At 64.7% G+C, this 22,811-nt stretch carries 23 protein-coding genes; 12 read left to right on the top strand and 11 right to left on the bottom strand.

All coding sequences use genetic code 11. The features are described 5' to 3' along the window. Positions 1-14 precede the first annotated feature (14 nt). Together AB3X96_RS03230 and AB3X96_RS03225 are read left to right on the top strand one after the other, a co-directional pair. A complete protein-coding gene (locus tag AB3X96_RS03230; protein ID WP_018431914.1) occupies positions 15-398 on the top strand; it encodes a VOC family protein in 384 nt (127 codons plus the stop codon). 38 nt (positions 399-436) lie between these two features. Continuing rightward, complete coding sequence (locus AB3X96_RS03225; RefSeq protein WP_368588551.1) at positions 437-1,180, top strand: helix-turn-helix transcriptional regulator; 744 nt, start codon at positions 437-439, stop codon at positions 1,178-1,180. A gap of 52 nt (positions 1,181-1,232) precedes the next feature. On the opposite strand, the gene AB3X96_RS03220 is transcribed toward AB3X96_RS03225, so the two are convergent. Genes AB3X96_RS03220 through AB3X96_RS03210 form a run of 3 tightly spaced genes read right to left on the bottom strand, consistent with a single transcriptional unit; the run spans position 1,233 to position 4,177 of the window. Further along, complete coding sequence (locus AB3X96_RS03220; RefSeq protein WP_176122459.1) at positions 1,233-2,684, bottom strand: NAD(P)(+) transhydrogenase (Re/Si-specific) subunit beta; 1,452 nt, start codon at positions 2,682-2,684, stop codon at positions 1,233-1,235. Beyond that, positions 2,685-3,023 carry an NAD(P) transhydrogenase subunit alpha gene (locus AB3X96_RS03215; RefSeq protein WP_176109536.1) on the bottom strand — a complete coding sequence of 113 codons (339 nt, stop codon included), beginning with the start codon at positions 3,021-3,023 and terminating at the stop codon, positions 2,685-2,687. 11 nt (positions 3,024-3,034) lie between these two features. Then, entirely contained in the window at positions 3,035-4,177 is a 1,143-nt protein-coding gene (locus tag AB3X96_RS03210; protein ID WP_368588550.1) for a Re/Si-specific NAD(P)(+) transhydrogenase subunit alpha, read from the bottom strand. Positions 4,178-4,459: 282 nt separating this feature from the next. On the opposite strand from AB3X96_RS03210, the gene AB3X96_RS03205 reads away from it, so the two are divergent. From AB3X96_RS03205 to AB3X96_RS03170, 8 genes are all read left to right on the top strand, one after another. Next, positions 4,460-4,939: an NUDIX hydrolase gene (locus tag AB3X96_RS03205; RefSeq protein WP_176367915.1), complete on the top strand. Its 480-nt coding sequence runs from the start codon at positions 4,460-4,462 to the stop codon at positions 4,937-4,939. Positions 4,940-5,000: 61 nt separating this feature from the next. Beyond that, entirely contained in the window at positions 5,001-6,263 is a 1,263-nt protein-coding gene (gene mnmA, locus AB3X96_RS03200) for a tRNA 2-thiouridine(34) synthase MnmA (protein ID WP_368588549.1), read from the top strand. A gap of 263 nt (positions 6,264-6,526) precedes the next feature. Next, positions 6,527-8,137: an FMN-binding glutamate synthase family protein gene (locus AB3X96_RS03195; protein ID WP_368588548.1), complete on the top strand. Its 1,611-nt coding sequence runs from the start codon at positions 6,527-6,529 to the stop codon at positions 8,135-8,137. 182 nt (positions 8,138-8,319) lie between these two features. Further along, the gene (gene glyQ / locus AB3X96_RS03190) at positions 8,320-9,327 is read left to right on the top strand and encodes a glycine--tRNA ligase subunit alpha (protein WP_013088411.1); all 1,008 of its coding nucleotides are present in this window, start codon (positions 8,320-8,322) and stop codon (positions 9,325-9,327) included. Between the two features lie 15 nt (positions 9,328-9,342). Then, complete coding sequence (gene glyS / locus AB3X96_RS03185; protein ID WP_368588547.1) at positions 9,343-11,442, top strand: glycine--tRNA ligase subunit beta; 2,100 nt, start codon at positions 9,343-9,345, stop codon at positions 11,440-11,442. A 10-nt stretch (positions 11,443-11,452) separates the two neighbouring features. Continuing rightward, positions 11,453-12,007: a D-glycero-beta-D-manno-heptose 1,7-bisphosphate 7-phosphatase gene (gmhB, locus tag AB3X96_RS03180; protein ID WP_368588546.1), complete on the top strand. Its 555-nt coding sequence runs from the start codon at positions 11,453-11,455 to the stop codon at positions 12,005-12,007. A 39-nt stretch (positions 12,008-12,046) separates the two neighbouring features. Further along, positions 12,047-12,805, top strand: a complete 759-nt coding sequence (locus tag AB3X96_RS03175; RefSeq protein ID WP_176109543.1) for a 1-acyl-sn-glycerol-3-phosphate acyltransferase — start codon at positions 12,047-12,049, stop codon at positions 12,803-12,805. 48 nt (positions 12,806-12,853) lie between these two features. Beyond that, positions 12,854-13,747: a M48 family metallopeptidase gene (locus AB3X96_RS03170; RefSeq protein ID WP_368588545.1), complete on the top strand. Its 894-nt coding sequence runs from the start codon at positions 12,854-12,856 to the stop codon at positions 13,745-13,747. 9 nt (positions 13,748-13,756) lie between these two features. Here AB3X96_RS03170 and AB3X96_RS03165 read toward each other — a convergent pair whose 3' ends face one another. Genes AB3X96_RS03165 through AB3X96_RS03145 form a run of 5 tightly spaced genes read right to left on the bottom strand, consistent with a single transcriptional unit; the run spans position 13,757 to position 17,543 of the window. Further along, positions 13,757-14,506 (bottom strand): IclR family transcriptional regulator, encoded by a 750-nt coding sequence (locus tag AB3X96_RS03165; protein WP_176109545.1) that lies wholly within the window; start codon positions 14,504-14,506, stop codon positions 13,757-13,759. A 31-nt stretch (positions 14,507-14,537) separates the two neighbouring features. Further along, positions 14,538-15,290 (bottom strand): amino acid ABC transporter ATP-binding protein, encoded by a 753-nt coding sequence (locus AB3X96_RS03160; RefSeq protein WP_309235086.1) that lies wholly within the window; start codon positions 15,288-15,290, stop codon positions 14,538-14,540. Next, complete coding sequence (locus tag AB3X96_RS03155) at positions 15,287-15,931, bottom strand: amino acid ABC transporter permease (RefSeq protein WP_368588544.1); 645 nt, start codon at positions 15,929-15,931, stop codon at positions 15,287-15,289. Before AB3X96_RS03155 ends, AB3X96_RS03160 begins: the two co-directional genes overlap by 4 nt. A gap of 21 nt (positions 15,932-15,952) precedes the next feature. Continuing rightward, positions 15,953-16,669, bottom strand: coding sequence for an amino acid ABC transporter permease (locus tag AB3X96_RS03150; protein WP_368588543.1), 717 nt, complete (start codon positions 16,667-16,669; stop codon positions 15,953-15,955). A 37-nt stretch (positions 16,670-16,706) separates the two neighbouring features. Further along, positions 16,707-17,543, bottom strand: coding sequence for a transporter substrate-binding domain-containing protein (locus tag AB3X96_RS03145; protein ID WP_368588542.1), 837 nt, complete (start codon positions 17,541-17,543; stop codon positions 16,707-16,709). Positions 17,544-17,880: 337 nt separating this feature from the next. Between AB3X96_RS03145 and gloA the strand changes: the two genes are divergently transcribed. Continuing rightward, a complete protein-coding gene (gene gloA, locus AB3X96_RS03140) occupies positions 17,881-18,276 on the top strand; it encodes a lactoylglutathione lyase (RefSeq protein WP_176122451.1) in 396 nt (131 codons plus the stop codon). 194 nt (positions 18,277-18,470) lie between these two features. Further along, positions 18,471-19,418, top strand: a complete 948-nt coding sequence (locus AB3X96_RS03135) for a DMT family transporter (RefSeq protein WP_368588541.1) — start codon at positions 18,471-18,473, stop codon at positions 19,416-19,418. Between the two features lie 41 nt (positions 19,419-19,459). Here AB3X96_RS03135 and rsmA read toward each other — a convergent pair whose 3' ends face one another. The 3 genes from rsmA to AB3X96_RS03120 all read right to left on the bottom strand — a co-directional run bounded on the left by rsmA (position 19,460) and on the right by AB3X96_RS03120 (position 22,799). After that, positions 19,460-20,302, bottom strand: coding sequence for a 16S rRNA (adenine(1518)-N(6)/adenine(1519)-N(6))-dimethyltransferase RsmA (gene rsmA, locus AB3X96_RS03130; protein WP_368588540.1), 843 nt, complete (start codon positions 20,300-20,302; stop codon positions 19,460-19,462). 108 nt (positions 20,303-20,410) lie between these two features. Continuing rightward, positions 20,411-21,421 (bottom strand): 4-hydroxythreonine-4-phosphate dehydrogenase PdxA, encoded by a 1,011-nt coding sequence (gene pdxA, locus AB3X96_RS03125; protein WP_368588539.1) that lies wholly within the window; start codon positions 21,419-21,421, stop codon positions 20,411-20,413. Between the two features lie 13 nt (positions 21,422-21,434). Next, positions 21,435-22,799 (bottom strand): peptidylprolyl isomerase, encoded by a 1,365-nt coding sequence (locus AB3X96_RS03120; protein WP_368588538.1) that lies wholly within the window; start codon positions 22,797-22,799, stop codon positions 21,435-21,437. Positions 22,800-22,811 lie beyond the last annotated feature (12 nt).

Here is a 22,811-nt window from a genome sequence, read left to right as displayed (position 1 = left end):
CGAAGGAGAGTGTCATGTCCGCATTGCCCAAAGTGGTTGCCTGGTTTGAAATCCCGTCCGTCGATTTCGATCGCGCGGTGCGCTTCTACGAAGCCGCGCTCGACGCCCCGCTGAATCGCCAGGAGATCGGCGGCCAGCCGATTGCCGTGTTCAGCTACGAGGAGCCCGCGACCGGGGGCGCGATCGTCCATAGTCCGTCGATGACGCCGGCCGCCGACGGCGTCACCGTCTACCTGAACGCGCAGCCCACCGTCGACGCCGCGCTCGAGCGCATCGAACGGGCGGGCGGCAAGACCGACGGCCCGGTGATCAAGCTGCCGCAGGACATCGGCTATATCGCGTTCTTCACCGATACCGAAGGCAACCGCCTCGGGCTGCATTCGCGCACCAACGGCTAAGCGCATCCGCAGCCACCGCGCCCCAACCGAAGGCCGCCATGCGGCGCTATCATCGCGGGACCGTCCCCCTCCTCCTCTACCCGACGCCCACGATGACGCGCCGCGCCGACCGCCTGTTCCAGATCGCCGAGCTGCTGCGCGGCCGGCGACTGACCACCGCACAGCAACTGGCCGACTGGCTGAACATCTCGCTGCGCACGGTCTATCGCGACGTGCGCGATCTGCAATTGTCGGGCGTGCCGATCGAAGGCGAAGCAGGCATCGGTTATCGGCTGTCGCGCTCGGCGAGTCTGCCGCCGCTCACCTTCACCGCCGACGAACTCGCCGCGTTAGCCGCCGGCGCGCGCATGCTCGAATCGTGGGGCGGCGCGGGCTTTGCGAGCGGCGCGCGCGGCGCGCTAGCCAAGATTGCATCGGCGATGCCCGCCGACAAGCGCGCAGCGCTCGAACGGCTCGCGATCTTCGCGCCGTCGTTTCACATCAAGGGAGATTTTTCGACACAGCTCGACACGCTGCATCGCGCGATCGATACGCGCCAGGTGGTGCGCTTCGCGTACACCGACGCGAACGGCGCCGACACCGAGCGCCGCGTCTGGCCGCTCGCGCTCGCGTACTGGGGCGCGCGCTGGACACTCGGCGCATGGTGCGAGCTGCGCAGTGATTTCCGCAACTTCGGGCTGGAGAAGATGCGCGATCTGACAGTGCTCGAGACGTATCCGGATCAGGAAGGCAGGCGGCTCGCGGATTTGCTGCGGCATGTGAACGCGAGGCCGAACAGATGAAAAGGATCGCGGCGATGCACCGCGATCCTGACGGCTGCTCACCACAGACGATCTAGTCGACCGCCTTCACCATATCCTCGATCACCTTCTTCGCGTCGCCGAACACCATCATCGTCTTGTCCATGTAGAACAGATCGTTGTCGAGCCCGGCGTAGCCCGCCGCCATCGAGCGCTTGTTGACGATCACGGTGCGCGCCTTGTACGCCTCGATGATCGGCATGCCCGCGATCGGCGACTTCGGATCGTTCTTCGCGGCCGGATTCACCACGTCGTTCGCGCCGAGCACGAGCACCACGTCGACCTGGCCGAATTCGCCGTTGATATCGTCCATCTCGTAGACCATGTCGTACGGCACTTCAGCTTCGGCGAGCAGCACGTTCATGTGACCCGGCATGCGGCCGGCCACCGGGTGAATCGCATACTTCACCTCGATGCCCTTCTCGACCAGCTTGTCAGTCAGCTCCTTGAGCGCATGCTGCGCGCGCGCCACGGCGAGCCCGTAGCCCGGCACGATCACGACGGTCTCGGCATTGCCCATCATGAACGACGCATCATCGGCCGAACCCGATTTCACCGGCCGCTGCTCCGCTGCTCCACCCGCGGCCGCGCCCGGCTCGTTGCCGAAGCCGCCGAGGATCACGTTGAAGAACGAGCGGTTCATCGCCCGGCACATGATGTACGACAGGATCGCACCCGACGACCCGACCAGCGAGCCGGCGATGATCAGCATCGGATTGTTCAGCGAAAAGCCGATGCCCGCCGCCGCCCAGCCCGAGTACGAGTTCAGCATCGACACCACCACCGGCATGTCCGCGCCGCCGATCGGAATGATGATCAGCACGCCGAGCACGAACGCGATGATCGTCATGATGATGAACGGCAGCCACGACTGCGTGAGGAAGAACAGCACGCCGAAGCCGAGCATCGCGAGCGCGAGCATCAGGTTGATCAGGTGCTGGCCGCCGTAGACGACCGGCGCGCCCTGAAACAGCCGGAACTTGTACTTGCCCGACAGCTTGCCGAACGCGATCACCGAGCCGCTAAACGTAATCGCGCCGACGAACGTGCCGATGAACAGCTCGATGCGGTTGCCGTACGGCAGGAAGCCCTCGATCGGCACCTCGGGATCGACGAGCCCGAACGCGGCCGGCTCCGACACGACCCCGTACGCGATGCACACGGCCGCGAGACCGATCAGCGAGTGCATCGCCGCGACCAGCTCGGGCATCTTGGTCATCTCGACGCGCGCGGCGACGAACGCGCCGATCGCGCCGCCGATCACGAGCCCGAACAGCAGCAGGCCGAGCCCGAGACCGAGATTGGAGCCGAGTACTTCGGCCTGCCGCGAGATCAGCGCGATAGTGGTCAGAATCGCGATCGCCATGCCGACCATGCCGAAGGTATTGCCAGCGCGCGCGCTCTTCGGATTCGACAGCCCCTTGAGCGCCTGGATGAAGCAGACCGACGCGACCAGATACAGCAATGTGACGACGTTCAGGCTCATTTACGCACCCTCCCTGCCACCAGCCTGGTGTTTGGATTCCAGCTTCTTAGGCTCTTTTTTCTTGAACATCTCCAGCATTCGCCGCGTGACGAGAAAGCCGCCGAACACGTTGACGGCCGCGAGCGCCACCGCGATCGTGCCGAAGAACTTGCCCGCACTGCCCACCGTGAGACCCGCCGCGAGCATCGCGCCGACGATCACGATCGCCGAGATCGCGTTGGTCACCGCCATCAGCGGCGTATGCAGCGCGGGCGTGACGTTCCAGACCACGTGGTAGCCGACGTAGATCGCCAGCACGAAGATGATCAGGTTGATCACCGTGTGATTGAGGACTTCCATCTTCGGTCTCCCTATGCTTTGCGTGTGACCTGGCCATCGCGGGCCAGCAGTGTGGCCGCGACGATATCGTCCGCGAGATCGATGTTAAGCAGGCCTTCCTTCGTGACGATCAGCTTCAGGAAGTCGAGCAGGTTGCGCGCGTATAGCGACGATGCGTCGGCGGGCACCATCGCGGCGAGATTCGTATAGCCGACGATCTGCACGCCATAGCGCACCACCACCTGGTCCGTCTCGGTCAGCGGACAATTGCCGCCGCGCCGGCCGTCGACTTCGGGGCCGCGGCCGGCCGCGAGGTCGACGAGCACCGAGCCCGGCTTCATCGCCTGCACGGTTTCGACCGACAGCAGCGTCGGCGCGGGGCGGCCCGGAATCAGCGCGGTGGAGATCACCACGTCGGCCTGCTTCGCGCGCTCGTGGACCAAAGCCGACTGGCGCGCGAGCCACGACGGCGGCATCGGCCTCGCATAGCCGCCGACACCCTGTGCGGCCTCGCGCTCCTCGTCGGTTTCGTAGGGCACGTCGAGAAACTTGGCGCCGAGGGATTCGATCTGCTCCTTGACGGCCGGGCGCACGTCGGAAGCTTCGATCACCGCGCCAAGGCGCTTCGCGGTCGCGATCGCCTGCAGGCCGGCCACGCCCGCGCCGAGAATCAGCACGCGCGCGGCCTTCACGGTGCCGGCCGCGGTCATCAGCATCGGCATGAAGCGCGGATACAGCGTCGCCGCGAGCAGCACCGCCTTGTAGCCGGCGATATTCGCCTGCGACGACAGCACGTCGAGGCTCTGCGCGCGCGTGGTGCGCGGCGCGGCTTCGAGCGCGAACGCGGTGACGCCGGCCGCGGCGAGTTTGCCCGCGTTCTCGGCGTTGAACGGGTCGAGCATGCCGACGAGCGTCGCGCCGCGCTTGAGCAGCGGTAGTTCGGAATCGGTGGGGGATTGGACTTTGAGGACGAGATCGGCGCCGAACGCGGTGGCGGCATCGACGATTTCAGCGCCCACTGCCGTATAGGCGTCATCGGGAAAGCTCGCGCCGGCGCCGGCGCCGCTTTGAAGCGTGACCCGGTGGCCTTGAGCCACGTATTTCTTGACCGTTTCGGGCGTCGCGGCAACGCGGGTTTCATGCGCGCGCGTCTCAGCTGGCACTCCGATGTGCATCGTTGTTCCTCCTCGACTTCCTGTTTGACGACAGATCTGCCGACGAGGCTCGCCGGCTTGCACATGCAACGGCTAACGCAGGCCCCACTTTAACCGAAACCGTCACGCGGCCAAAATCGGGGTCGATGCGAATGCGCGGCAGACCGCGAAACTGTTGCGAATCGGTCGCGAACGTGCTGCGAACCCGCCGCGAACCGGCGGTCAGCTTACGCCGGCGATTGCCCGGCAGGGGTCGGTGCGGCGCCCGGCAGCCGGCGCGCATAACCGGTAAAATGCGCACCCATGAAACCGGAAACCTGGCTGCCGCACGTGACCGTCGCGGCGATCGTCGAGCGTGACGGGCGCTTCCTGCTGGTCGAGGAACACACCGCCGCCGGCCTGCGCCTGAACCAGCCCGCCGGCCATCTCGAGGCGGGCGAAACGCTGCTGGAAGCGGTGGTCCGCGAAACGTTCGAGGAAACCGCCCATCCGTTTGCGCCCGAGGCGCTCGTCGGCATGTACATGACCCACTTCGAGCGGCCGGACCGGGCGGGCACCACGTACCTGCGTTTCACCTATTGCGGCGCGGGCGGCGAGCCGGACCCGGCGAGTTCGCTCGATCCCGACATCGTCCGCACGCTGTGGATGAGCGCCGATGAGTTGCGCGAATGCCCCGAGCGGCATCGCACCCCGCTCGTGATGCGGTGCATCGACGATTACCTGGCCGGCCGGCGTTTCCCGCTCGACTTCGTCCATACCCATTCGGTCGGGCCGAAGCGATAAGGCCGTCACGAGCGGCCCCCCACAAGATCCATGCAGTCATGCAGCACCCAGTGAGTACCTTATGAGCAAGCGTAAAGTCGTAGTAGGCATGTCGGGCGGCGTCGATTCGTCGGTTACCGCGTGGCTGCTGAAGGAACAGGGCTACGACGTGGTCGGCCTGTTCATGAAGAACTGGGAAGACGACGACGACAGCGAATACTGCTCGACGCGCCAGGACTGGATCGACGCGGTATCGGTGGCGGACCTGATCGGCATCGACGTCGAGGCGGTCAACTTCGCGGCCGAATATAAAGACCGCGTGTTCGCCGAGTTCCTGCGCGAATATTCGGCCGGCCGCACGCCGAACCCGGACGTGCTGTGCAACGCCGAAATCAAGTTCAAGGCCTTTCTCGATCACGCGATGTCGCTCGGCGCGGAAACCATCGCGACCGGCCACTATGCGCGCGTGCGCCAGAACCACGAGCGCGACGGCCGCTTCGAGTTGCTGAAGGCGCTCGATCATACGAAGGACCAGTCGTACTTCCTGCATCGGCTGAACCAGGCGCAGTTGTCGAAGACGCTGTTCCCGCTCGGCGAAATTCCCAAGACCAAAGTGCGCGAGATCGCCGCGCAGATCGGCTTGCCGAATGCGAAAAAGAAAGATTCGACCGGCATCTGCTTCATCGGCGAGCGGCCGTTCCGCGACTTCCTGAACCGCTATCTGCCGACCAGGCCGGGGCCAATGAAGACTACCGACGGCAAGACCGTCGGCGAGCACATCGGCCTCGCGTTCTACACGTTCGGCCAGCGCAAGGGCATCGGTCTCGGTGGCAGCAAGGACGGCAGCGGCGAGCCGTGGTTCGCCGCGGGCAAGGATATTCCGAGCAATACGCTGTACGTCGCGCAGGGGCACGATCATCCGTGGCTGCTGTGCCATAAGCTATCGGCGGGCAACACGAGCTGGGTCGCGGGCGAGCCGCCTGCCGACGGCTTCGCGTGCGGCGCGAAGACGCGCTACCGGCAGGCCGACGCGGCGTGCACGTTCAACGCCGCGGCGGCAGGCGGTTCGGGCGAAGGCCTGTTCGAGCTGACCTTCGACGCCGCGCAATGGGCCGTCACGCCGGGACAATCGGCGGTGCTGTACGACGGCGACGTGTGCCTCGGCGGCGGCATCATCGAACGCGCGATGACGGGGCAACCGGCCGAGCTGCCGCCGGATCAGACGCCGATGCAAACTCGCGCGCAGCGTCGCAAGCAGGCGCATAAGCCGAAGCAGCCGCAACGCGCATCGCAGGACGAGCCGCAAACCCCGCGGCAAAAAGCGGCGCTGCTCGGCGCGCGTTGAGCGATGCGTAACGGCGCGCGCGGCGGGTCGCACCGCTCCGACACGCGCCCGCCGTGCACCTTGTTTTCACCGCGTGGCGCAGTCACACACGCTTCACCTTCGCGTGCGACGCCTGGCTTCCATTCGCAGGCCTCATCTTCGGGCTTCGACCGTCCACGCCGCGCCGTGACCCGCAGCCGCCAGTTTTCCTTCGCGACGGGTACCGCCCGCGCCCCTCGCGCGGACGATCCCGCCGCAACGATCTTCACTGCACTGGAGTCCCCATGTTTTCTCGACGCTATCTGGCCATGTGGTGCGCAATCGCGCTCGCCGCGGTATGTGCCGCGCTCGCCACGACGCATCGCCTGTCGTGGTTCTGGATCATCGTGCCGGCCGCACTCGTCGCGCTCGGCGTGTTCGACCTGACGCAACAGCGCCACGCGATCCTCCGCAACTACCCGCTGTGGGGCCACCTGCGCTTCATTTTCGAATTCATCCGGCCGGAGATCCGCCAGTATTTCGTCGAAGACGATACCGACGAAAAGCCGTTCTCGCGCGCGCAACGCAGCATCGTCTACCAGCGCGCGAAGAACGATGTGGATAGCCGCCCGTACGGCACCGAACTCGACGTGAAGGCGATCGCGCACGAATGGATCAGCCACTCGCTAGCGCCGACCAGGCTCGATGGTCACGACTTTCGCATCGTCGTCGGCCCCGATCGCGCGCAGCCGTATTCGATGTCGATCTTCAACGTATCGGCGATGAGCTTCGGCTCATTGTCGGCCAACGCGATCATGGCGCTGAACCTCGGCGCGAAGAAAGGCAACTTCGCGCACGACACCGGCGAAGGCTCGATGTCGAAATATCACCGCGAACATGGCGGCGACATCATCTGGGAAATCGCATCCGGTTATTTTGGGTGTCGTAACGACGATGGCACCTTCAACGCCGAAAAATTCGCGAAGCAGGCCGCCGAGCCGCAGGTGAAGATGATCGAGGTGAAGCTGTCGCAAGGCGCGAAGCCGGGTCACGGCGGCGTGTTGCCGGCCGCGAAGATCACGCCCGAAATCGCCGAGACGCGCGGCGTGCCGATGGGCCGCGACTGCATCTCACCGGCGACGCACTCCGAGTTCTCGACGCCGCGCGAGCTGCTCGAATTCGTCGAGCGGCTGCGCACGCTGTCGGGCGGCAAGCCGACCGGCTTCAAGCTGTGCATCGGGCATCCGTGGGAATTCTTCGGGATCGCGAAGGCGATGCTGGAAACGGGCATCCTGCCGGACTTCATCGTCGTCGATGGCGCGGAAGGCGGCACCGGCGCGGCGCCGCTCGAATTCACCGATCACGTCGGCGTGCCGTTGCAGGAAGGGCTGCTGCTCGTGCACAACACGCTGGTCGGCATCGGCCTGCGGCAGCGCATCCGCATCGGCGCGAGCGGCAAGATGATCACCGCGTTCGATATCGCGAAGACGCTCGCGATCGGCGCCGACTGGGTCAACGCGGCGCGCGGCTTCATGTTCGCGGTCGGCTGCATCCAGGCGCAGACCTGCCATACCGGCCGCTGCCCGACCGGCGTCGCGACCCAGGACCCGGTGCGCCAGCGCGCGTTGGTGGTGCCGGACAAAGCCGATCGCGTGTTCAACTTCCACCACAACACGCTACATGCGTTGCAGGAAATCATCCAGGCCGCCGGGCTGCGGCATCCGACGGAGCTGCGCGCACATCACATCGTGCGGCGCGTGTCGTCGCATGAGGTGCGGTTGATGTCGGAGCTGCTCAAGTATCTCGAACCGAACGATCTGCTGAACGGCAACTTTCGCTATACGCTGTTCGAGAAGTACTGGCCGATCGCGCAAAGCGATTCGTTCTCGCCGCAGGCGAAGCTGGCGGCTTGCTGAGTGCGCGAGGACCCTTGCCACGCCGCCTGTCGCCCAAAAGCCGCATCGCGGCCCGTCCCCCCTCGTAAAACGGGCCGCCCCCCTTCCTTTCCGTTAAAATCTCGGGTTTAGCACTTTGCTCCACGGCCCGCTCGCGCGCTTAGGCGCACGCGGCACGGCCCCCCATGCCCGAAAGGCACTTCATGCTCACGTTTCAGCAAATCATCCTGACCTTGCAGTCCTACTGGGACAAGCAGGGCTGCGCGTTGCTCCAGCCGATCGACATGGAAGTCGGCGCGGGCACCTCCCACGTCCATACGTTTCTGCGCGCGATCGGCCCCGAGCCGTGGCGCGCAGCCTACGTGCAACCGTCGCGCCGCCCGAAAGACGGCCGCTACGGCGAGAACCCGAACCGTCTGCAGCACTACTACCAGTACCAGGTGGTGCTCAAGCCCGCGCCGGAAAACATTCTCGACCTGTACCTCGGCTCGCTCGAAGCGCTCGGCTTCGACCTGAAGCAGAACGACGTGCGTTTCGTCGAGGACGACTGGGAAAATCCGACGCTCGGCGCGTGGGGTCTCGGCTGGGAAGTGTGGCTGAACGGCATGGAAGTGACGCAGTTCACGTACTTCCAGCAGGTCGGCGGTCTCGACTGCAAGCCGGTGCTCGGCGAAATCACCTACGGTCTCGAACGCCTCGCGATGTATCTGCAGAAGGTCGAGAACGTCTACGACCTCGTCTGGACCGAGTGGGAAGAGCAAGGCCCGAACGGCCCCGAACTGCGCCGCCTGACCTACGGCGACGTGTATCACCAGAACGAGGTCGAGCAGTCCACCTACAACTTCGAGCACGCGAATGTCGATCTGCTGTTCACGTTCTTCAACAGCTACGAAGCGGAAGCGAAGCGCATGATCGATGCGCAGATCGCGCTGCCCGCCTATGAACTCGTGCTGAAGGCCGGCCACACGTTCAACCTGCTCGACGCGCGCGGCGCGATTTCGGTCACGGAGCGCGCGGCGTACATCGGCAGGATTCGCGCGCTGTCGCGTCTGGTCGCGCAGGCCTACTACGACTCGCGCGAAAAGCTGGGCTTCCCGATGCTCGGCAATCCGGTGCATGGCGTGCCCGGCCTCACCACCGACGAGCAGGACGCCGCGATGCCCGCGTGGGCGCCGCCGCTGAAAGTCGAACGCAAGATCGACCAGGACTGACGAGAACTTCAACCAATGACTCAATCTCAACACGCTACCCTGCTCGTCGAGCTGCTTACCGAAGAACTGCCGCCGAAGGCGCTCGCGCGTCTCGGCGACGCCTTCGCCGAAGGCATTGCGCAGCGCCTCGCGGTGCGCGACCTGATCGAAGGCGAACCGTCGTTCGAACGCTTTGCCACGCCGCGCCGTCTGGCGGTGACGATTCACAACGTGCGCGCGGTCGCGCCGGAAAAACACGTGCGCGAAAAAGTGCTGCCGGTTTCCGTCGCGCTCGATAAAGACGGCCAGCCCACCGCGCCGCTCGCGAAGAAGCTCGCCGCGCTCGGCTTCCCCGACTTCACGGTGAACGACCTCGAACGCGCGCAGGACGGTAAAGCCGAAGCGTTCTTCCTGCGCTACGCCGCGCCGGGCGCGACGCTCGCCGACGGCCTGCAAGCCGCGCTCGACGAAACGCTCGGAAAGCTGCCGATTCCGAAGGTGATGACGTATCAGCGCCCGGACGGGTCGAGCGTGCAGTTCGTGCGCCCGGTGCATCGTCTAACCGCGCTGCATGGCGAAGAAATCGTGCCGATCAGCGCGCTCGGCATCGACGCCGACGACACCACCCTCGGCCACCGCTTCCTGTCCGAAGGCTTCGTGCAGATCCAGCACGCGCAGGCCTATGCCGAAACGCTCGAACACCGGGGCCGCGTGATCGCGAGCTTCGCCAGGCGCAAGGAAGCGATCCGCTCGCAACTGCTCGCGCATGCCGGCGAAGACAAGGTCGTGATGCCCGAGGCGCTGCTCGACGAAGTGACGTCGCTGGTCGAATGGCCGGTCGTCTATGAGTGCCGGTTCGAGGACGAATTCCTGCAGGTACCGCAGGAATGCCTGATCCTGACGATGCAGACCAACCAGAAATACTTCGCGCTGACCGATGCGAACGGCAAGCTGCGCTCGCGCTTCCTGATCGTGTCGAACATCGAGACGGCGACGCCGGTCGAGATCGTCGAAGGCAATGAGCGCGTGGTGCGTCCGCGTCTCGCCGACGCGAAGTTCTTCTTCACGCAGGACATGAAGAAGCCGCTCGTGGATCGCGTGCCGCTGCTCGCGAACGTCGTTTATCACAACAAGCTCGGCTCGGCGCTGCAACGCGTGGAGCGGCTCGAAGGGCTGGCCGGCGCTATCGCCGCAATGACCGGCGCCGACGTCGCGCGCTCGACCCGCGCCGCGCGCCTCGCGAAGGCCGACCTGATCACCGACATGGTCGGTGAATTCCCCGAGCTGCAAGGCACGATGGGCACGTACTACGCGCGCCACGATGGCGAGGCGGAAGAAGTCGCGCTCGCATGCTCGGAACACTACCAGCCGCGCTTCTCGGGCGACGCGTTGCCAACCACCGCGACCGGCACCGTCGTCGCGCTCGCCGACAAGCTCGAAACACTGGTCGGCATCTGGGGCATCGGCCTGCAGCCCACCGGCGAAAAAGACCCGTTCGCGCTGCGCCGTCATGCGCTCGGCGTGCTGCGCATCCTGATCGAGAAGCAGTTGAACGTCGACTTCGTCGATCTGCTGCGTATCGCTTATGCACAATTCGCCGGCATGCCGAACGTCGCCGATTCCACCGAAGCGATCTACGAGTTCAGCATGGACCGCCTGCGCGGGCTGCTGCGCGAACGCGGCTACGCGGCCGGCGAAATCGACGCGGTGCTCGCGCTGAACCCGACGCGGCTCGACGACATCGTCGCGCGCCTCGACGCGGTGCGCGAATTTGCGTCGCTGGCCGAAGCGGCGTCGCTGGCGGCGGCCAACAAGCGGATCTCGAACATCCTGAAGAAGTCGGAAGGCGTGACCAACGGCGGCGTGCATCCCGGCTTGCTCACCGAAGCAGCGGAGAAGGCGCTCAACGAGCAGCTCGAACAGGTGACACCGCGCGTGCAATCGCAACTGGCCGTGCGCGACTACACCGGTGCGCTGACGGCACTGGCCGCGCTGCGCGAGCCGGTCGACACGTTCTTCAACGACGTGATGGTCAACGCGGAAGACCCGGCGTTGCGCGCGAACCGTCTGGCTCTGCTCGGCGCGCTGCATCAGCAGATGAACTGCGTCGCCGATATTTCCCGACTCGCCGCCTGAGCACCGCGCCATGCCGATCAAGAAAGTGGTGATCCTCGACCGCGACGGCGTGATCAACGTCGACTCCGACGCGTTCATCAAGTCGCCGGACGAATGGGTTGCGCTGCCCGGCGCGCTGGAAGCGATCGCACGTCTGAACCAGGCGGGCTATCGCGTCGCGATCGCGACGAACCAGTCGGGCATCGGCCGCGGTCTGTTCGACATGGACGCGTTGAACGCGATGCATCTGAAGATGCATCGGATGGCGGCCGCGGTCGGCGCCCGCATCGAAGCGGTGTTCTTCTGCCCGCATACGGCGGAAGATCACTGCGAATGCCGCAAGCCGAAGCCCGGCATGCTGAAGATGATCACCGAGCGTTTCGAGGTCGATCCGACGCATACGCCGACCGTCGGCGATTCGCTGCGCGATCTGCAAGCGGGCGCGGCGCTCGGTCATCCGGTGCACCTCGTGCTGACCGGCAAGGGCCGCAAGACCCTCGCCGCGGGCGGCCTGCCCGAAGGCACGATCGTGCACGACGACCTGCGCGCGTTCGCGCTCGACTTTCTCGCCGACGCGCAGGAATAAACGCGCACCGCGCGCTCCCAACCCTCACCGACCACGCCGATGCGCTTTATCCGTTCCCTGCTGCTGCTGATTTATTTCGTTGTGGTCACGGTGCCGTACGCGACCGCGTGCATCATCGCGTTTCCGTTCCTGCGCGCGGAAAACCGCTACTGGATGGCGGCCGGCTGGTGTCGCCTGACGCTGTGGGCGGTGCGCTACCTGAACGGCATTCGCTACCGCATCGAGGGCTTCGAGAACCTGCCCAACGGCCCGGCCGTGCTGCTGTCGAAGCATCAGTCGGCGTGGGAAACAATCGCGTTTCCGGCCATCATGCCGCGACCGCTGTGCTACGTGTTCAAGCGCGAGCTGTTGTATGTGCCGTTCTTCGGCTGGGCGCTCGGCATGCTGAAGATGGTTCACATCAACCGCAAGGAAGGCAAGTACGCGTTCGAATCGGTCACGAACCAGGGCAAGGCGCGCATGGCCGAAGGCGCATGGGTCATCATGTTTCCGGAAGGCACGCGCACGCCGACCGGCAAGCAGGGCAAGTACAAGACCGGCGGCGCGCGCTTCGCGATCGCGACCGGCGCCCCGGTCGTACCGATCGCGCACAATGCGGGTCGCGTGTGGCCGCGCAACTCGTTTACGAAATATCCGGGTATAGTCACGGTGTCGATTGGCAAGCCGATCGAAACGACGGGGCTCACGCCCGACGAAGTGAACACGCGCGTCGAACAGTGGATCGAAGCCGAAATGCGCCGCATCGATCCGACTGCCTACAGCGCGGCGGCTAACGACTCCGCCGCCGCTCCCATCTGACGCGCCACGCCCTCGAAGCCCGCGGGCGTATTGCGCGAAGCGAAGCCGATGCAGAAGTCTCCCACGCCGCAGCCCGCCGCGGCGCTCGAAAACCGGCAGCTCGATCTCCCGCTCTTCGCCGAGCCGGGGTCGACGTCGTCGACTCCTTCACCTTCCACGCCGGGTTCATCCGGCACAGCGCCGGCCAGGCCGCCCGTCGCGCCGCTCGCGCCGGATGGCAGCAAGCTGCGCAGCCTCACCATCGGTTCACGCACGCTGCATTACGCGCTCAAGCGTTCCGCGCGCCGCTCGATCGGCTTTGCGATCGACAGCACCGGTCTCACGATCACCGCGCCGCGTTGGGTCACGCTCGCCGATATTGAAAGCGCGATCACCGAAAAGCAGCGCTGGATTTTTACGAAGCTGATCGAATGGCAAACGCGCGTCGAACAGCGTGCGCTGCCGAAGATCGATTGGAAAGATGGCGCCGAAGTGCCCTACCTCGGTCAGCCGGTGCGCGTGACGCTCGGCGCGCCGCAAGGCATGCTCGCGTTCAGCGCCGAGCACGGCGCGCTGAAATTGCCGCTGCCGTTGCAAGCCGACCCGCAGCAGATCAAGGATCGCGTGCAGGGCTGGCTGCAAGGCGAAGCGAAGCGGCTGTTCGGCGAACGTCTCGAGATCTACGCGCAGATGCTCGGCGTCAACTATCGCTCGTATGCGCTGTCTTCGGCGGCGACGCGCTGGGGCAGTTGTTCGAGCGACGGCAAGATCCGCCTGAACTGGCGGCTCATCCACTTTCCGCTGTCCATCATCGATTACGTCGTCGCCCATGAGTTGGCGCATCTGCGCGAGATGAATCACAGTCCGCGCTTCTGGCAGACGGTCGAATCGATTTTTCCGGAATTCCGCGAGGCGCGGCAGACACTGAAGTCGCATCCGCCGGAGTTGTTGCCGACGCTTTGAGGCCGGGCGCTATCTCTGCGAGAGCGCTTTCGCGGACTGCAACAGATCGTCGAGCATCACGCCGCGCCTGTCCGGGCTCGTGTCGCGGCCAGTCATGAAACACAGGGCTGCAATCGGCAGTCCCGCACGATCGCGAATCGGCGCTGCCATACACAGCCTGAACGCGTTCGAAAGTCCTTCGGTGCAGCAGTAGCCTCGTTCTTTTGCGGCCTGCACGTCCTTCAGGAATGCGTCGAATTCGATGCTCGCCCCATTGTCGAGAATGAAATCTTCCGCCGGAATCAGCGCGCGAATCTCGTCGGCGCTCAGGTGACCCAGCAGCAGACGTCCCGTAGCGGTCCAAGGTATCGGCACTCTCACGCCGATGTCCGAACTGATGTTGAAGGGCCGCGCACTGTGCTCGGACAACACGACCGTGTACTTGTTGCCTTCCAGCATGCACAGCTGCGTGGTCTCGTCGTACTTCCTCACCAGTCCCAGGATGGATTGATGCGCACGGCTGATCAGATCGTTGTGCGTGGCATAGTCGGACCCGTAGTAGTGCATCTCGCGCCCAAAAAACACGCTGCCATCCGCGGCCGTCTCGAGCCAGCCCACTTCCGTGAGAATCGCGACCAGCTCGTAGATGCTCGAACGCGGCGCACCGGTTGCCTCGATCAGTTCGCGCATCGTCAGCGGGCGTTGGGCGATATGCAATTGCCGGAAGATCGCGATCACGCGGTCCACGCCTCTCGCCCGAGGCGACTCTGTAACAGCCATGCATTCACTCCGTAATGCGTTGATCCGACCGTCAATGGTCGAGAACTCGATGCAGAAACTGCCGGGTGCGTTCGTTCGAGGGATTGACGAAGATCTGCTCCGGATCGCCCTGCTCCGCGATGACGCCCTTGTCCATGAAGACGACGCGGTCAGCGGTCTTGCGGGCAAAGCCCATTTCATGCGTGACGACGACCATCGTCATGCCGTCGCGCGCGAGCCCGCGCATCACCTCGGTGACCTCGCCGACCAGCTCCGGGTCGAGCGCGGACGTCGCCTCGTCGAAAAACATGATGCCGGGCTCGACCGCGAGCGCGCGCGCAATCGCCACGCGTTGCTGCTGACCACCCGAAAGCTGGCTGGGATAGTGTTCCGCGCGGTCCGCGAGCCCGACGCGATCGAGTGTCTCCATCGCGCGCTTGCGCGCGTCGGCCGGACTCATGCGGCGCGCCTTGATCAGCGCGAGCGTGACATTGCCGAGCGCGGTCTTGTGAGGAAACAGATTGAACTGCTGGAAGACCATGCCGACGTGGCCACGAATCTCCCGTGCTCGACGCGGATCATGCAAGGGCACCTCGTTGACCCAGACCTCGCCGGAATCGGTGGTCTCCAATCCGGCCATGATTCGCAGGACCGTGCTCTTGCCCGAGCCGGACGCGCCGATCAGCACTAGCACTTCACCCGAGCGGACCTCGAGATTGATTTCGTTCAACACTCTCGTCGAACCGAATGCTTTGCTGACGCCCGTCAGTGAAATGATCGGCCTGGTTTGGCTTTGGTTACTCACGACAATCTCCTGCGGTCATGGTGGCGCACCCATTGCGAAAGCGGGAAGCACACGGCGAAGTAAATGAGTGCGACGAGTCCATAGATCTCCACCGGCTTGCCGATCCGGTCGACGATCGCCTGGCCACCGTGCATCAACTCGGACATGCCGATCATGCTGACGATCGACGTGTCCTTGATGAGCGACAGATACTGTCCGACGAGAGGCGGCAACACGATCTTTCCGGTCTGAGGCAGCACGACGAACGAGAACGCCTGAGCCCGTGTGAGGCCGAGGATCTGCGATACCTCCCATTGACCTTTGGGTACTGCTTCGATCCCTGAGCGGAAAATTTCGGCGATATAGGCGCCTTGGTAGACGCTCAAGCCAATGACGCCGGCTGCGAACACGTCGATCGCATAACCGAAGTACGACACGCCGAAATAGATCAACATCAGCGTGATGAGCACCGGCGTGCCGCGAAACAGCTCCGTATAGAGTCTGGCGATGCGGTCGGTGCCCCACGGGCCGAACGATCGCAAGACCGCGGCGAACAGGCCGATGAACGTGCTGCCCACGATGGACGCGATGGAGAGCAACAGCGTCGTCACCAGACCCTGCAGCAGGATCGACAGACTGGTTTTCAGCAATTCGACTGACATGATCCAACTCCAATCCGGGAATCAGGCCCGCTTCGTCCGGCGCATAAAGCCTGTCCCGAAACCGGTGCGCGCCGGCATGGCGAGGGGAGGATGAAAGATCCGCGCGCCGAGCTGGCCCGCAAGCCAGGACAGTACGTTACTGAGCACGAGATACGCGACGAGCGTCACGCTGAACGTCTGAAGATAGAGAAGCGTTCGCGAGTTGATCACGGTCGCCGTGCCGGTCAACTCCGGCAATGCAATGGCGGACAGCAGGGAAGTGCCGAGCAGCAGCTGGATCAGGTAGTTGACGATGGCCGGATAGACCGCGCGCGTCGCCTGCGGCAAGACGACCTCGACGAAGATCTGCGCGCGTTCGAGGCCGAGAATCCCGGCAGCCTCGAGTTGGCCGCGCGGCACCGACTGTATGCCGGCGCGGAACACTTCCGACAGGTAAGCACCGACGTTGAGGCCGAGCGCAATGACGCCCGCCCAGTATGCGTCGAGCGAAATACCCGCCGACGGCAGACCGAAGAACACGATGAAAATCTGCAAGAGGACAGGCGTATTGCGGATGATTTCAACGTAGCCACGGGCGATCCACCGAAGCAGCGCGAGCGGAGAAGCGCCGGCAAGCGCGGTCAACAAACCCAGGACTAGCGCCAGTACGAAGGCCAGCACGGTCACCTGCAACGTCAGCCAGCTCGCGCTCAAAAACTCAGGCACGTAGCCCCACAAAGTCAGCCACTCGTAACTCATCTCATGCTCCCCATCGTGCGGGTTTCACTGCCGCGCTTTAAAACTGCGGATTGAGCGGATAGCGCGGATCGGTGCCAAACCACTTGTTGTAGAGCTGCGCGTTGAGCTTCGACGCATTGACGTTGAAGAGGAACAGATTCAGATAGTTGAGCCATTCCTGATCACCGGCCTTGACGCCGAACGCGTTGTATTCGAGCGGCACCAGCGCTTCGTTCGTGACGGCAAGTTCAGGATCGAGCTTGGCCTGATACGCGAGGAAGTTGTTGTCCTCGATCATCGCGTCGGCCTGTCCCTGCTTGACGGCAAGTATCGCGGCCTGCGAGCTGTCGTATTCCTGGATCTTCACCGGGATATTCAGCGAGCGCACTTCATCGCCATTGGTCGAGCCCTTGACCGTCGCGATCGTGCGACCGCCCATGTCCTTGATCGACTGAATACCGCTGTTTTTTCTGACCAGCAGCGCTTCGCTGGCAACCACGTAAGGGGCCGTGAATTCGATCACTTTTGCGCGCTCCAGATTGCGCGTGAAGTTGCAGAACACGACGTCCACCTTGCTGGTCTGCAGATTCGGAATCCGGTTCGCGCTCGTCGTATTCACGACCTCGAGCTTCACGCCCATCTGCTTCGCGAGTTCCTTCGCGAGGTCCACGTCATAGCCGTCCGGTTGGCCGTCTTTGTTATAGAACCCGAACGGCGCGAACGTCAGGCAGTCCCCGACGCGCAGCGTGCCTCGCTGCAACACGCCCTGAAGCGTCGACGGAGCTGCCGCCGCGCCCTGCTCCGGCGTGGCCACCTTGGTGCAGCCAGTGATGGCGAGCAATCCAGCAAGAGCGAACAGAAAGGCGGCTCTGGCGCCTCGATTGGCAAGCTTCATGGGCAGGGTCCTATGCGGAGAAGAGGGTTCCGGGGCAGACGTACCGGCTTCGGCGCCTTTCGGCATGCACGACTATTCGCCGGCTCACGCATCGATTGTCCGATATATCAGACTGCTATCTGAGGAACCGGATCGATACTGAGTGTTGGACACTAATATCGAACCCGCAACCGGACACAAACCCTGATTGCCCACACCTTTTTGTCGGAATAGGTCGGAGCGGATTCCATGAGGCGCATCCAGTCCGGGCTGGCCCACGCCGCTTCGCCCTACCAGGCAATCATTTACAATTCCCGCAGGTCAATGCATTTATCGACAAACTGTCAAAGGAGGACTCATGCGAATCCTGCATACCATGCTTCGAGTCGGTGATCTGGACGCCTCGATCCGTTTCTACACCGAAGTTCTCGGCATGCGCCTGCTTCGAAAGAACGACTACCCGGACGGGAAGTTCACCCTCGCATTCGTCGGTTACGAGGACGAATCGGAAGGCGCGGCAATCGAACTGACCTACAACTGGGACACGAGCAAGTACGACCTCGGAACCGGCTACGGTCACATCGCCCTTGAAGTCGACGACGCCTATGCGGCGTGCGAACAGGTGAAGAAACGCGGCGGCGTCGTTACGCGCGAAGCGGGACCTATGAAACACGGCACGACGGTCATCGCCTTCGTCGCCGATCCGGACGGCTACAAGATCGAGCTGATACAGAAGAAGGGACGAGTCGACTGACTCGCGTTCAACCGTTCACGCTGGACACTTCCCGAAGCGCATGCGGCATGTGCCCGCGCCCCAGATTCGGGCGAGGCGCCAGAACGACCATAAAGCCCGGCTTCACGTTGTACCCGGGGATGTGCGGCCGGGCGTATTCGCCCGGCAATCCTGTCTCGCGCCGGCACTATCAAGAATAAAGCCGACTATTCACGATGAGCACGACCACCGCCTTGCCCGCGCGCCGCGCCCCGGATAGCTTCGCGATCCTGTTGATGATCGGCCTATGCGCAATCTGGGGGCTACAGCAAGTCGCGATCAAGACCACCAATGCGGCTGTGCCGCCGGTCTTTCAAGCGGGGCTGCGCTCGACGATCGCGGCACTGCTCGTGTGGGCATGGGCGCGCTCGCGCGGCACGCCGCTCTTTCGTGACGACGGCACGCTCGGTGCGGGTCTGCTCGCAGGGGTGCTGTTCGCGGCCGAGTTCGTTTGCATTTTTTTCGGCCTGACGCTGACGAGTGCGTCGCGCATGGCGGTCTTTCTGTACACGGCGCCGTGTTTCACTGCACTCGGCCTGCACTGGTTCGTCGATGGCGAACGCATGCGGCGCATCCAGTGGCTAGGCATCGGCGTCGCGTTCGCGGGGATGGCGCTCGCGTTCGCCGATGGCTTCCTGCACCCGAACGCCGGCGCGGCTGCAAGCGCAGCCCACGGCTCGACGCTCGTGGGCGCGGCCGGCGATGCGCTCGGCGTGCTCGCCGGCATTGCATGGGCCGCGACCACGGTGGTCGTGCGCGGCTCGCGGCTCGCGCAGACGAGCGCAAGCAAGACGCTGTTCTATCAGTTGACGGTGTCGGCGGTGGTGCTGCTCGCGCTGGCGCTCGCGCTCGGTGAAGTGCGCGTGGAAAGCGTGACGCCGCTCGCGTTCGCGAGTCTCGCGTATCAGGCCGTGATCGTCGCGTTCGTCAGCTATCTGTTGTGGTTCTGGCTGTTGACGCGTTACATCGCATCGCGGCTGTCGGTGTTTTCGTTTCTGACGCCGATGTTCGGCGTGACCTTCGGCGTGCTGCTGCTCGGCGAGTCGTTCAGCGCGCGCTTTCTGATCGCCGCGCTGCTGGTGCTGACCGGCATCGCGCTCGTCAACGCGCCGGCGAAACGATAAGCGGCTCGACGGCGGCGCGTCGTCGTCGTCAAACGTTGAGACTACTCCGGCGCAGCGGCCGAGCGCGCCGCCACCGCCTGCGCCACGCTCACGTATTCGGCGACCGGCACGTCCTCCGCGCGGCGTTGCAGATCGAAGCCGAGCGTGTCGAAATCGACGGTATCGCGCAGCGCGGCAAGCGTGTTGCGCAGCATCTTGCGACGCTGCGAGAACGCCGCCGTCACCACCTCGCCCAGCACGTTTCCATCGACTGCCGGCATTTCGTGCCGCTCGTACGGGATCATCCGCACGATCGCCGAATCGACCTTCGGCGGCGGCTGGAACGACTCGGGCGGCACGTCGAGCTGCTTGTCGATCACGTAGCGGTATTGCAGCATCACGGACAGGCGACTGAACGCCTTCGTACCCGGCTCGGCGACCATCCGCTCGACCACCTCGTTCTGCAGCATGAAGTGCTGATCGATCACGCGGTCCGCGAAGGTCGCCAGATGAAACAGCAGCGGGCTCGAAATGTTGTACGGCAGATTACCGACGATGCGCAGTGACGCCTTGTCGCCCGGTGCCGCGAGCGAGCCGAAGTCGAACTCGAGCGCGTCGCCCGAATGGAGTTCGAGCAGATCGCCGAACTTCGTCTTCAGACGGCCGATCAGATCGCGGTCGAGTTCGACCGCGTGCAGCGGCGACTCGGGCGTCGCGAGCCGCTCGATCAGCGGTTCGGTCAGCGCGCCGAGGCCCGGACCGATCTCGACCATGCGCTCGCCGCGCTGCGGCCGGATCACGTCGACGATCGAATCGATCACGCCCATGTCGACCAGAAAGTTCTGACCGAAACGCTTGCGCGCGAGATGGCCCTGGTGCCGGCCTTGCTGTCTGCTGGTGGACATCGGAGAAACGCTAGAAAGAAAACTGCTTGAGAATGAAAGACGTCACGGTGGAAATACGACGCCACGCGGCGCGTCACGGGCACCGCAACCGCTCAGGTCACCTGTGCGTCAGCCCGCGCGACGATGCTGCGCCATCGAAACAGCCGTCTCGATCGCGGCCATCAGGCTGCCCGCGTCGGCGCGGCCGGTGCCGGCCAGATCGAGCGCGGTGCCGTGATCGACCGAGGTGCGGATGATCGGCAGGCCGAGCGTCACGTTGATCCCTTCGCCGAACGTCGCGAATTTCAGCACCGGCAGGCCCTGGTCGTGGAACATCGCGAGCACGCAGTCGGCTTCGTCGAGATAACGTGGCTGGAACAGCGTGTCGGCCGGATACGGACCGCGCGCGTCGATGCCCTCGCCGTTCACCTGCTGCAACGCCGGCGTGATCACGTCGATTTCCTCGCGGCCCAGGTAGCCGTTTTCGCCCGCGTGCGGATTGAGCCCCGTCACGAGAATGCGCGGCGCGGGCAAACCGAAGTGATGACGCAGGTCGTGATCGATGATGCGCAGCGTCGCGACGAGGCTCTCGATCGTCAAGGCCGCCGACACGTCCTTCAACGGCAGATGCGTGGTCGCGAGCGCGACGCGCAGCGGCCGCTTGCCGGTGCCCGCGAGCATCATCACGACGCGCGGCGTATGGGTGCGCTCGGCCAGATATTCGGTGTGGCCGGTGAACGGCACACCGGCGTCGTTGATCGTGCTTTTTTGCAGCGGCGCGGTGACGATCGCGTCGAACCTGCCGGCCACCGCACCGTCGATCGCCGCATCGAGCAGATCGAGTACGTAGCGGCCGTTCGCGGCGTCGAGCTTGCCTGCCTGCGCGGGCGCGCCGAGCGGGTGAGGTTCGAGCCGCACGCGCGGGCCCTGCGCGAGCAGCGCGGCCCAATCGACACCGACCGCGCGCGCCCGCTCAGCGAGCAATTGCGCATCGCCGAGCACGGTGAACTGCGCGTGAGGCCAGTGCGCCGCCGCACCCGCCAGCGCCTGCGCGGTCAGTTCGGGACCGACGCCGGCGGGCTCGCCGGTCGTGATCGCGATCTGCAGCGGGCGGTGGGTGGGCTGAGCGGCGCTCGTCATGGCATGGGCTCCGTTACTGCACGTTCGCCGTGGTCGGCTTCACTTCGACGTACGCGGTATCGCGCAACTCGCGCAGCCAGTCGGCGTACGCCTGTTCCGCCTTGCGCTGGCCGATGGCCTGACGCGCGAGATCCATCTGCTGCGCAATCGAGCCTTCCGCATCGCGGCGGCCGAGCACCTGAATCAGGTGGTAGCCGTATTCGCTGCGCACCGGCTCGCTGATCTGGCCGTCCTGCAGCGCGTTCATCGCGCGCTCGAACTCGGGCACCGTCTCGCCCGGGCTGATCCAGCCGAGGTCGCCGCCTTGCGACGACGAGCCGTCCTGCGAGTAGGTGTGCGCGAACTTCGCGAAGTCGCCGCCCGCGGCGATCTGGTTGCGGATGTCGATCAGCTTCTGGCGTGCCTGCGGTTCGGACTGGCCGTCGCCGACGCGCAGCAGAATGTGGCGCACGTGCGTCTGCACGAGCTTCGGCGCATCCGCGCTGCTGCCTTGGCCGGCACGGCGCTCAACCAGACGCACGATTTCGAAGCCGTCGTTGGTGCGGATCAGATCCGGACTGATCTCACCCGGACGCAGTGCCGACGCGGCCTTTACGAACTCGGGCGGCAGCTTCGACGGTGCGAGGAAGCCGAGATCGCCGCTGTTCTGCGACGCGTCCGGCGCTTGCGAATTGGCCTTCGCGAGCTTTCCGAAATCCGCCCCGCCCTTCGCTTCCGCGAGCAGCCCCTGGGCCTTCTTCTGCGCCGCCTCGATCTCGGTCTCCGGCGCGTTCAGCGGCGCACTCACGAAAATGTGCTGCATGTGCAGGTCGCTCGTCTGGCCGGCGCCCGGGCCGCGCTGGCTGGCGATGTAGTTCGCGACCTCGGCGTCCGTCACCGTGATCTTGCTGTCCACTTCCTTCTCGCGCAGACGCGACAGCGTCAGCTCGGTGCGCGCGTCGTTCGAGAAGGTGGCCCAGGGCACGCCTTGCGCCTCGATGCGCGCGCGGTACATTGCGAGCGGCATGTTGTTCGCCTGCGCGAGACGCTCGAGCGTGCGCTGCACGGCTGCGTCGTCGATGTTGATGCCGTCTTCCTTGGCCTTTTGCAGCTGGATGCGCTCGAGCACCATCTGCGTGAGCACCTGCTGGCGCAACTGGTCCGTCGGCGGCACCGGAGCGTTCTGCTGGTTCAGCCGGTGCGCGATCAGACCGACCCGCTCGTCGAGCTCGCGCTGCGTGATGACACCGTTGTTGACCACCGCGGCGATGGTGTCGACCGTCTGGCCGCTATTGCCGCCCAATGCCTGCGCCTGTACCGACGCGACTGGAACGAAGGACGCCGCGGCGACGAGACCCGCCGCGAGTATTGCCAAGCGAAGCTGTTTCATGATTGCCACAGATACTCCAAT

The sequence above is a fragment of the Paraburkholderia sp. BR13439 genome, assembly GCF_040948805.1.
GTDB classification, from domain to species: domain Bacteria; phylum Pseudomonadota; class Gammaproteobacteria; order Burkholderiales; family Burkholderiaceae; genus Paraburkholderia; species Paraburkholderia youngii.
This window is presented reverse-complemented; position numbering and strand designations above follow the sequence as displayed.

Coding starts and splice junctions, on each gene's coding strand:
- AB3X96_RS03230 (WP_018431914.1), top strand. CDS start 15: ATGTCCGCATTGCCCAAAGTGGTTGCCTGGTTTGAAATCCCGTCCGTC.
- AB3X96_RS03225 (WP_368588551.1), top strand. CDS start 437: ATGCGGCGCTATCATCGCGGGACCGTCCCCCTCCTCCTCTACCCGACG.
- AB3X96_RS03220 (WP_176122459.1), bottom strand. CDS start 2,684: ATGAGCCTGAACGTCGTCACATTGCTGTATCTGGTCGCGTCGGTCTGC.
- AB3X96_RS03215 (WP_176109536.1), bottom strand. CDS start 3,023: ATGGAAGTCCTCAATCACACGGTGATCAACCTGATCATCTTCGTGCTG.
- AB3X96_RS03210 (WP_368588550.1), bottom strand. CDS start 4,177: ATGCACATCGGAGTGCCAGCTGAGACGCGCGCGCATGAAACCCGCGTT.
- AB3X96_RS03205 (WP_176367915.1), top strand. CDS start 4,460: ATGAAACCGGAAACCTGGCTGCCGCACGTGACCGTCGCGGCGATCGTC.
- mnmA (WP_368588549.1), top strand. CDS start 5,001: ATGAGCAAGCGTAAAGTCGTAGTAGGCATGTCGGGCGGCGTCGATTCG.
- AB3X96_RS03195 (WP_368588548.1), top strand. CDS start 6,527: ATGTTTTCTCGACGCTATCTGGCCATGTGGTGCGCAATCGCGCTCGCC.
- glyQ (WP_013088411.1), top strand. CDS start 8,320: ATGCTCACGTTTCAGCAAATCATCCTGACCTTGCAGTCCTACTGGGAC.
- glyS (WP_368588547.1), top strand. CDS start 9,343: ATGACTCAATCTCAACACGCTACCCTGCTCGTCGAGCTGCTTACCGAA.
- gmhB (WP_368588546.1), top strand. CDS start 11,453: ATGCCGATCAAGAAAGTGGTGATCCTCGACCGCGACGGCGTGATCAAC.
- AB3X96_RS03175 (WP_176109543.1), top strand. CDS start 12,047: ATGCGCTTTATCCGTTCCCTGCTGCTGCTGATTTATTTCGTTGTGGTC.
- AB3X96_RS03170 (WP_368588545.1), top strand. CDS start 12,854: ATGCAGAAGTCTCCCACGCCGCAGCCCGCCGCGGCGCTCGAAAACCGG.
- AB3X96_RS03165 (WP_176109545.1), bottom strand. CDS start 14,506: ATGGCTGTTACAGAGTCGCCTCGGGCGAGAGGCGTGGACCGCGTGATC.
- AB3X96_RS03155 (WP_368588544.1), bottom strand. CDS start 15,931: ATGTCAGTCGAATTGCTGAAAACCAGTCTGTCGATCCTGCTGCAGGGT.
- AB3X96_RS03150 (WP_368588543.1), bottom strand. CDS start 16,669: ATGAGTTACGAGTGGCTGACTTTGTGGGGCTACGTGCCTGAGTTTTTG.
- AB3X96_RS03145 (WP_368588542.1), bottom strand. CDS start 17,543: ATGAAGCTTGCCAATCGAGGCGCCAGAGCCGCCTTTCTGTTCGCTCTT.
- gloA (WP_176122451.1), top strand. CDS start 17,881: ATGCGAATCCTGCATACCATGCTTCGAGTCGGTGATCTGGACGCCTCG.
- AB3X96_RS03135 (WP_368588541.1), top strand. CDS start 18,471: ATGAGCACGACCACCGCCTTGCCCGCGCGCCGCGCCCCGGATAGCTTC.
- rsmA (WP_368588540.1), bottom strand. CDS start 20,302: ATGTCCACCAGCAGACAGCAAGGCCGGCACCAGGGCCATCTCGCGCGC.
- pdxA (WP_368588539.1), bottom strand. CDS start 21,421: ATGACGAGCGCCGCTCAGCCCACCCACCGCCCGCTGCAGATCGCGATC.